The 8429-nt window shown below is 49.4% G+C and carries 4 protein-coding genes and 2 pseudogenes; all 6 read left to right on the top strand.

The annotated features are described in order from the left end of the window. Positions 1-1601: type IV secretion system protein TraC (gene traC / locus DZ54_RS0106365; RefSeq protein ID WP_037353767.1), on the top strand; the 1601-nt coding region annotated here is incomplete at its 5' end. Positions 1602-1676: 75 nt separating this feature from the next. Next, positions 1677-1940 (top strand): plasmid-related protein, encoded by a 264-nt coding sequence (locus tag DZ54_RS19625; RefSeq protein ID WP_338057041.1) that lies wholly within the window; start codon positions 1677-1679, stop codon positions 1938-1940. Beyond that, positions 1924-2436 carry a S26 family signal peptidase gene (locus DZ54_RS0106355; RefSeq protein WP_025673472.1) on the top strand — a complete coding sequence of 171 codons (513 nt, stop codon included), beginning with the start codon at positions 1924-1926 and terminating at the stop codon, positions 2434-2436. Before DZ54_RS19625 ends, DZ54_RS0106355 begins: the two co-directional genes overlap by 17 nt. 7 nt (positions 2437-2443) lie before the next feature. After that, positions 2444-2872 (top strand): TrbC family F-type conjugative pilus assembly protein, encoded by a 429-nt coding sequence (locus DZ54_RS27390; RefSeq protein ID WP_420804841.1) that lies wholly within the window; start codon positions 2444-2446, stop codon positions 2870-2872. 681 nt (positions 2873-3553) lie between these two features. Then, positions 3554-4583, top strand: a pseudogene (locus DZ54_RS19615) (TraU family protein). A gap of 2 nt (positions 4584-4585) precedes the next feature. Then, positions 4586-8277: pseudogene (gene traN, locus DZ54_RS19610) on the top strand (conjugal transfer protein TraN). Positions 8278-8429 lie beyond the last annotated feature (152 nt).

Here is an 8429-nt window from a genome sequence, read left to right as displayed (position 1 = left end):
TAAATGTCCACCATCTTCCACTTCCCTCAGCCGAGGCGATGCGATCTCGTCTAGAGACGAAGCGTCAATGGGCGGTCAATCAGGCCTATGGCCCGATGCTCAAGTTTGTGCCGGTGCTTGCAGCCAAGAAAAAGGGGTTTGATGTTCTTTTTGAAGCCTTGCAAGAAGGTGATCGTCTTATTCGGGCAAATATGACTTTGACGCTGTTTTCACCAACGGAAGACGCGTCCATCAGCTCTGTTTCAAATGCTCGAACGTACTTCAAAGAACTCGGATTTGAGCTGATGGAAGACAAGTACTTCTGTTTGCCCATTTTTCTGAATGCCCTGCCATTTGGAGCCGACCGCCAGGCGATGAACGACTTGTTTCGATTCAAGACCATGGCGACACGGCATGTGATCCCTCTGTTGCCTTTGTTTGCAGATTGGAAAGGCACAGGCACGCCAGTGATTAACTTTGTTTCCCGTAATGGCCAGATCATGAGTGTGTCCCTTTATGACTCGGGCAGTAATTACAACTGTTGCATCGCGGCGCAATCGGGATCGGGCAAGTCATTCCTAGTGAACGAAATCATCTCCTCCTACATATCTGAAGGCGGGCAATGCTGGGTGATTGATGTTGGCCGCTCCTATGAAAAGCTGTGTGAAGTTTATGACGGAGAGTTCTTACAGTTCGGGCGGGACAGTGGCATTTGCTTAAACCCGTTTGAAATCGTTGAGGACTATGACGAAGAAGCGGATGTACTGGTTGGATTATTGGCCGCAATGGCCGCGCCTACGCAGTCATTAACCGATTTTCAGATGGCCAACCTAAAGCGCCAGACCCGTGAACTGTGGGAGAAAAAAGGTCGTGCCATGTTAGTTGATGATGTGGCAGATGCCTTGAAAAATCACGAAGACCGACGTGTGCAAGACGTGGGTGAGCAGCTCTATCCGTTTACGACACAGGGCGAATATGGCCGTTTCTTTAATGGTCACAACAATATTCGCTTCAAAAACCGTTTCACCGTTCTGGAGTTAGAAGAGCTCAAGGGGCGCAAGCACCTGCAACAAGTGGTGTTGCTTCAGCTTATCTACCAAATCCAGCAAGAGATGTACTTAGGTGAGCGGGATCGTCGCAAGATTGTGTTCATTGACGAAGCCTGGGATCTGCTGACTCAAGGTGATGTCGGTAAGTTCATCGAGACGGGTTACCGGCGATTTCGAAAATATGGCGGCAGTGCTGTAACGGTAACGCAGTCGGTTAACGATTTGTATGACAGCCCTACAGGTAAAGCCATCGCTGAAAACTCGGCCAATATGTACCTGCTTGGTCAAAAAGCTGAAACCATCAACGCGCTCAAAAAAGAAGGCCGCTTGCCACTAGGTGAAGGCGGTTATGAGTACCTGAAAACCGTTCATACCGTCACGGGTGTCTATTCCGAAATTTTCTTTATTACCGAGATGGGCACCGGGATTGGCCGCCTCATCGTCGATCCGTTTCACAAGCTGTTGTACTCGTCCCGTGCAGAAGATGTAAACGCGATTAAGCAGTTAACGCGCAAAGGCCTTTCTGTTGCTGATGCCATCTCCCAGTTGTTAAAGGAGCGAGGCTATGAATAAGTCCACGCTTTGGCCATTTATGGCTCTATTACTTTGTCTGTTGCTGGTAGCGGTTTAATGACCAGCTGGCTCTTAATGAAAACACTCGAACCCATCCACAGCCAGTTGGCGTTAAGTACGCCCATTGCAGTCGTGGATTTTGGAGAGGCGGTGTTGTCACTGGGCCCCAATGCCAGCGAACAAGACATCGAATCCAGGTTGCTTCAGATCAATCAGCAAATTGAAAAGTTAAAAGCAGCCGGTTTTATCGTGCTGGATGCCCAAGCGGTGGTGGGTGCTGATGATTCTGTATTTGTGCCAGTAGGCTCAAAGGAGGTGTCTCATGCAGATACTCCGTAAAAGAATGCCTTGGCGGCCATATCTCATTCGGTTGACCGTTCTTGCGTTAATCATGGCCTTGGTAGGCACCTACGCCATGATGCGCTACCGAATAGGTATTGATACCCAGCAAGAGCGCTGCCTGCCTGATACCACGGTGTATCTGATTGACCTATGGAATAAAGAGCCCGTTAAGGATGGTTTGTATGCCTTCCACTCAAAAGGACTCGCTCCGTTATATAACGACGGTACTCGGATGCTGAAACGCCTAACAGGGATGCCTGGGGATGAAGTCAATGTGACGCCTGAGCATGTGCTGGTGAATGGTGCTCAAGTCTCTACCGGCATGGCATTAGCCCAGCGTCTTGGTGTGGCTGAAACAGAATTTAGCCGCTCGTTGACGCTGCAAGAAAACGAATATTGGTTTTCCGGCGAGGCTGCTACGAGTTTCGACTCCCGCTATTGGAATGCCGTTAAGCGCGAGCAGATTGTCGGTCGCGCTTGGCCGCTTTGGTAGGAGGTAGATGATGCAAAGACTATGTCTCTTATTTTTGTTGGTTGCTCCATTGTCTTGGGTTCAAGTTTCCTGGGCACAAGAGCCTTTTCCGTTGTCTGACGAGGACAAAAAGATCGTCGAAATGAGCCGCAGCATTTTACAAAGTGCTGTGGATGGTTCATCTGAATTTATCGAGCCTTTTGCACCGGTTGAACAACCTGTGTCGCTCAAACACAGCGATGAATGGTTGATATTTGCATCGTCCTCATTGGGTGATTCGTCACTGAAGCAGCTATTTAAAGAGGCCAGTGCTACCGGTGCTATTGTGTTGTTTCGGGGAATTCCTGAAGGAAAGACCTTGGGGGCGGCTATCCGTGATTGGCATACCCTGATGGCGGGACTTGATCCTGTTCCTCAGGTTCGAATCGATCCGAAAGCTTTGTGCACTGGCGGTTGACTAGCGTGCCTGCCATTTTCCGCATAGAAGATGACAAGGTGACTGCAAGTGCACTAGGGGTTTACAGCAAGGACTGGTTGCAGCGTCAAATTGAAACAGGAAATACCGGTTCATTGGGTCAACGTGGTCCAATTCATTCGATTTTAGAACCGGATTTGATGCAAGTGGCGATGCAGCGTTTACAGTCGCTTGACCTGGGCGCGTTAAAGAAAAAAGCCATTGAGCGTTTCTGGTCTCGCCAAACATTTACTGACTTACCCAAAGCCACGCAGTATCGGATAAGAATGGTTGATCCAACCATCGTCATGCAGCGGCCACTATTGGATGCCAATGGCCGAACATTGATCCCAGCAGGAGCGCGTATTAACCCGCTCAAAGCCTTGCCATTTACTCAGCAGCTCATCGTGTTTAATGCGTCGAACGCTGAAGAAGTAAACGCAGTTGCGCATTGGCTTGAGGGCCAAGATAGGACACTGCGCCGCATTACGCTTATCACCACGCAGCTCGACCGTGCTCAAGGTTGGAATCGACTCAATGCGCTCGAAAAGACATTGGACAGTCCGGTTTACCTTCTCAATGCCTCGCTAAAGCAGCGCTTTGATTTGCAAGTCACCCCATCGTTTGTTCAAGCAAAGGGGCTCGCGTTTGAAATAGAAGAAATTCCAGCAAAGGAGCTTGTTCATGAAAAAGCTCAATAAATACGTATCGTCGGTTGCGGACTCTCGTTGTCATGCTTGTCCTGGGCGCATCTATTCCTGCAAAAGCCGAACTGACCTGCCCAGACGCGGGTTTAATGTCGGGCAAGTTGCTGACGGATGTTTGCTGGTCATGCATTTTTCCTATCCGGGTTGCAGGGCTTCCTCTTGGCTCTGGCAGTGTCCCAAGCGGCGCATCAAACAAGTCATTTTGCTTATGTGAAGACAACTTAGGCGTGCCAAGGCCAGGTATTGTTACCAGCATGTGGGAGCCAGCGCGTCTGATTGAACTGGTCAGAACGCCGGGTTGTTCGCCTTCACTGGGAGGGATTCGTTTACCGTTAGGTGATAGGAGACTGCAAGGTGGTCATGGCGAAGGTGAATACGACACCGGTGATCTCGCTTTCTACCATTACCATTATTACGCCTTTCCGCTTTTGGTCATGCTCGATTTGTTCATGGATGGCAATTGCAATGCCGATGGTTACATGGACTTTGACTTGATGTATTTGTCGGAATTGGACCCAACATGGCTGAACGATGAACTGGCCTTTTTTACTCAGCCTGAAGCGGCTGCCGTTGCCAATCCATTGGCTATATCTGCTTGTACCGCTGACGCTGCTTCATCAACGCTTGGTGAACCCATCGACCAGTTATTTTGGTGTGCTGGCAGTTGGGGGCATCTCTACCCGTTATCTGGCCACACCTTAGCCTTCGGCTCATTAGCAGAAAACACCAGTCATTTAGCGGCGCGTGCAATCGCGGCTCAGCATAGGCGTGGTCTTGCTAGGCGAACAATGGGGAACAGTGCGCTATGTCGACCTGTTATCGAACCCATGCTGCCGAAATCCCAATACAAGATGAGTATGTTCTTCCCTGTACCGGAAACTGAAAGTGCGCATGTCATCGGTGAAAGCACCATGAAATGGGGAGAGTGGCGAACAATCCCCGGTGCCGGTGAAGATGCGCTCTACATTTTGTGGCGCTGGCAAGACTGCTGTAACTCGGGAGGTTAACCATGAAACCAACACTTTTTACCCGAGTGTTAGCGGGTGTTTTATCAATCACTATGGCGTGCTTGCCCTTACATGGTGTGGCCGCTGATGTGCAGCGCCAATCCGGCCTAAGCGGACAACAAGAAGGTAAGCAATTGCTGCAAAACTGGACGATGCCCGCACTCAATGGCAATACATTGTCGGTGCCGAATGGCAGTGGTAATGAGTCCATTAACTTGCAAGAGCTTTTCCCTGGTATGGATCAGGCTCATTGGATGTTTTAACGGGCGTTTATGGCTCTGATGCCAGCATGAATCAATTGGGGACACAGCGCCAAGAGAGCATGGCATCCGAAAGTGGCGCTACGGGTGAGGCGTTTCGCTCGCTACAGCAAATCAAAGACAGGTCTCGGCCAGATATGGTCAATGATCCGCTTTGGGCATTAACTGATGCAGTTCAAACTGACCCTAATCTATTGACGCAAAGCTTCCCAGGCTGTGAGTCTCAAGGTGAAGGAAGCCCAAACTACCAGCAATGTGACAGGCTCAATACAGCGGTTAACAGCTGCACTATTACTCACGATTACACGGCAGGCATTATTGAGCATGTTTCAGGACCGATGAACCTTCGCTCTTGTGGTGAGGGGTGTCTTGAAGTTTGGATAGGACGAATTGGTGACAACTACTGGAGTGGCAGTTGTAAAGTGTTCGAACAGGCCATCACACTCAAAGTCGTGAACCCCGATGCGATTACCTCAGCCGTTCTTGAGTACGCCAAATGGGATGACTACATGCAAGTGTGGCTTGGCGATCAGAAAGTCTGGTCTGGGCCGAACAATAACTTTCCACCAGAAACGGCAGGTCGCTGCGAGCTCAGTACCAGTTGGGAGCGCAATCCAAATACCGATCTCACTGCCAAGCTTAAAGCGGTAGAACCCGGTTTAGAAGTGCCGGTAAAAATTCGCGTATCGGTTACGGGTAGTGGTGAGGGGTATGCACGCATCAAGGTGCGTTTTGATCCAACCAAGGTGGTGATGAATGATAGTTGGTCGCCACAATCCTGTATCGAACAAGCAGCGGATATCCCGACGAAGTTTTCAGACTACAGCATTCAATGCATGGATCAGCCTTCTTCAACCAACGGATGTACGGTGGTCAATGGTGTTTCAGTTTGTGAATCCTACTTTGCCCCAAGCCCTGTGACTGGCATATCGCCTTTGTGTCGGCGTGTACAAGTTAGTGTGGATGATGAAAGCTATAAGGGGATTGAAAATCAGGCCTGCCAAGTGCTTGAAGCGAATCCTTCCTGTGGGTTCATGTCGTCAGAATGTGCCGAAACCAATGATAAAGGTGAATGCATTCGTCTTACCGATACCTATGACTGTGGATTGCAAACCAGCGATCCAAAGTGCGTGGTATCCAACCTTATGCCGAGTAGCTTTGAGGCCTGTGAGCCTACGCAGACGATTACGCCATTTACTGAAACCAAGCATGTACCGGATTACCAGGTGTGCGAGAAGATCAGCACGCTTACTCAGTGTCAGTTAGAGCGACGTGTATCCGCCGAAACACATCAACAAAACTTGTCCATTGAGCGCGGTTGCTTTAGCTCTGAAACGCTCAGCTTTGTTCCACAGCACAGCAGTACTATGCAAACTGGAAACGCGACACTGAGGATTTTTGATAATCAAAATACTGAGATAAAAATCACCGAGTCGCCGTCAAAGGCAAATGGTTGGAAAACGACACTCTCACTGACGGGCAATAAAGAAGCGGTCACAGAGACGAAACCGTCCATTAAGTACCCTGAAATGACCTGTCCAAAAGGAACCTTGGTTGGTTCATTGTGTAAGGTCGTTAATGGGTCGATTATTTCGTGGCATGAACCCCAGGAAGTCACTCGTTCCAGATGTGAGCCCGGCTGGAACAAAGTCGATTTCGATACTTGCAGCCGAGAAATTCAGAAGTGTTTGGTTCCTGCGAAACTGAGTGCTTCCTTGACCTTCTCTGGCAAGTACTTAGAGCAGGACGTTATTCATCAATCAAGTGATCCGGGCATAGACCAATGCTTGATGCAAACGGATCAGTTCACTGCGGTACAGTGGCAGTGTTTGGATACGGGCACAAAACGAATCGACGGGTTAACGGTTGGTAGTGGCGAGTTGGCCAATCTTGGAAGCCTTTATCCGGCGGTTGTTTCGTCTCCTGCTCATTTAACCAGTCGCGGCAGTTCTGATGGACTGGGGCTCTCATGCTGGAGGGCAAGAGCGACCTACAATGCTTCGACTGCTCATCCAGAGTTCAACATGGGCAGCTCAGATAGCTGGGTAGATGCCAATGGTAATACGCAAACCATCGTCAATAACGGACAAAATACGACCACCAATACGTGTGCCGCGCTAGAGCAAAACTCGGCCTGTCAGTATGTCAGAACCGAATGCACTGAAGGCGGGGCTGGTCATGAAGGCTTCTGTTATATCCAAAGTTTGGTGTATGACTGCGGACAAAGCGTTGAAGTGCAAAATGCTCGAATGGAAACTCAATACAACTGTGAGGGGCCTGTTCGCTGTATGGGCACAGATTGTTTAGAGCCAGAGTCAATCAAGCAGGCTAACTTTGCAGAGGCCGCTGCAATGCTTAATGCGGCGCAGTTTATGACCAATGATATGTCATGTACGGGAGCTGATGGCCAAGATAACGTTGAGTGTACGGTTTTTAAAGGTAATGCTGGCCAGTGCAAAAAAGCCGTTGGTGGCATAGTGGATTGCTGTGAAAAGCCAAGTGGTGTGTCGTTATCGGACTACATCACGATGATCGTGGCGGTTAACAAACTTGATACGGCAGTCATGGCCATGAATCCGTCTTCGGCAATCTATGGTTCATGGAATACGCTCAGGGAGCCAATTACCAGCACCTGGAGTGCGGTCAAAGAGCCCTTTGTGTCTGCATGGGACTCTCTTATGGGGGCTGGGCCATCAACGGCTGCTGGCGCGGGAGCGGAGCAAGCTGCGACTGGCTTCATGCAGGTGTTGACCAACAAAACGGCTGAATGGGTAGGTACTACCTTTGGTTCGGGAGCGCAATCGGCACTGTTTAGCAACGTTGGTGGCGCGGTTGGAGCCGACGGTGTCGTTTCGGGTGGTAACTTTGCGCTGGGTGGCGCAGCTGGCGCGGTTCTGAGTACGGTTATGACGGCCTACATGATTTATTCAGTCACTATGATCCTCATTCAGCTTATCTGGAAATGTGAGCAGAGCGAGTTTGAAATGAACGCCAAGCGGGTATTGAAGAGTTGCCACTATGTAGGCTCTTACTGCAAGTCTAAGTTCTTAGGTGCCTGTGTTGAAAAACGGCAGTCATATTGCTGCTTTACTTCGCCACTTTCACGGATCATTCAAGAACAAGTACGTCCTCAATTGGGCCTTGGCTGGGGTAGTGCGAAGTCACCAAACTGTGAAGGTTTGACCGCGAGTCAGTTAAACCAGGTAGATTGGAGCCATGTCAATCTGGATGAATGGATAGGTATCTTATCGATTACGGGCAACCTACCCGAAGTACCGTCACTGGATCTGGAAAGACTCACAGGCTCAGGAAGTACGCTAAACGTTGATGGAAACCGTCAAAGTGCCGCAAACAGAGCTATTGAAAGGCTAAACGGAATGGATACCCAGAAACTGCGTCAGGAGGCGACAGAAGAAATTTCGGGGAATAATTGAGCTCGTCCTTATAAAAAAGCTGCGCCAATAATGTTCCATATTGGTTACTTTAATGAGCATAATGCGCCTTAAGGTAACCATTTTGGTACTTTGTGGTTGCTATGATTTTTAAGTGCAAATATCAGCGACTAGAATCCCTAGAATAATATTTA

The organism is Salinivibrio socompensis S35, assembly GCF_000513715.1.
In the GTDB taxonomy this organism is placed as follows: domain Bacteria; phylum Pseudomonadota; class Gammaproteobacteria; order Enterobacterales; family Vibrionaceae; genus Salinivibrio; species Salinivibrio socompensis.
The sequence above is the reverse complement of the archived record's forward strand: the minus strand, read 5'-3'. Positions and strand labels throughout refer to the sequence as shown.

Excerpts from the sequence above, each read along its gene's own strand:
- DZ54_RS0106355 (WP_025673472.1), top strand. The coding sequence starts at position 1,924 with ATGCAGATACTCCGTAAAAGAATGCCTTGGCGGCCATATCTCATTCGG.
- DZ54_RS27390 (WP_420804841.1), top strand. The coding sequence starts at position 2,444 with ATGATGCAAAGACTATGTCTCTTATTTTTGTTGGTTGCTCCATTGTCT.
- DZ54_RS19625 (WP_338057041.1), top strand. The coding sequence starts at position 1,677 with ATGAAAACACTCGAACCCATCCACAGCCAGTTGGCGTTAAGTACGCCC.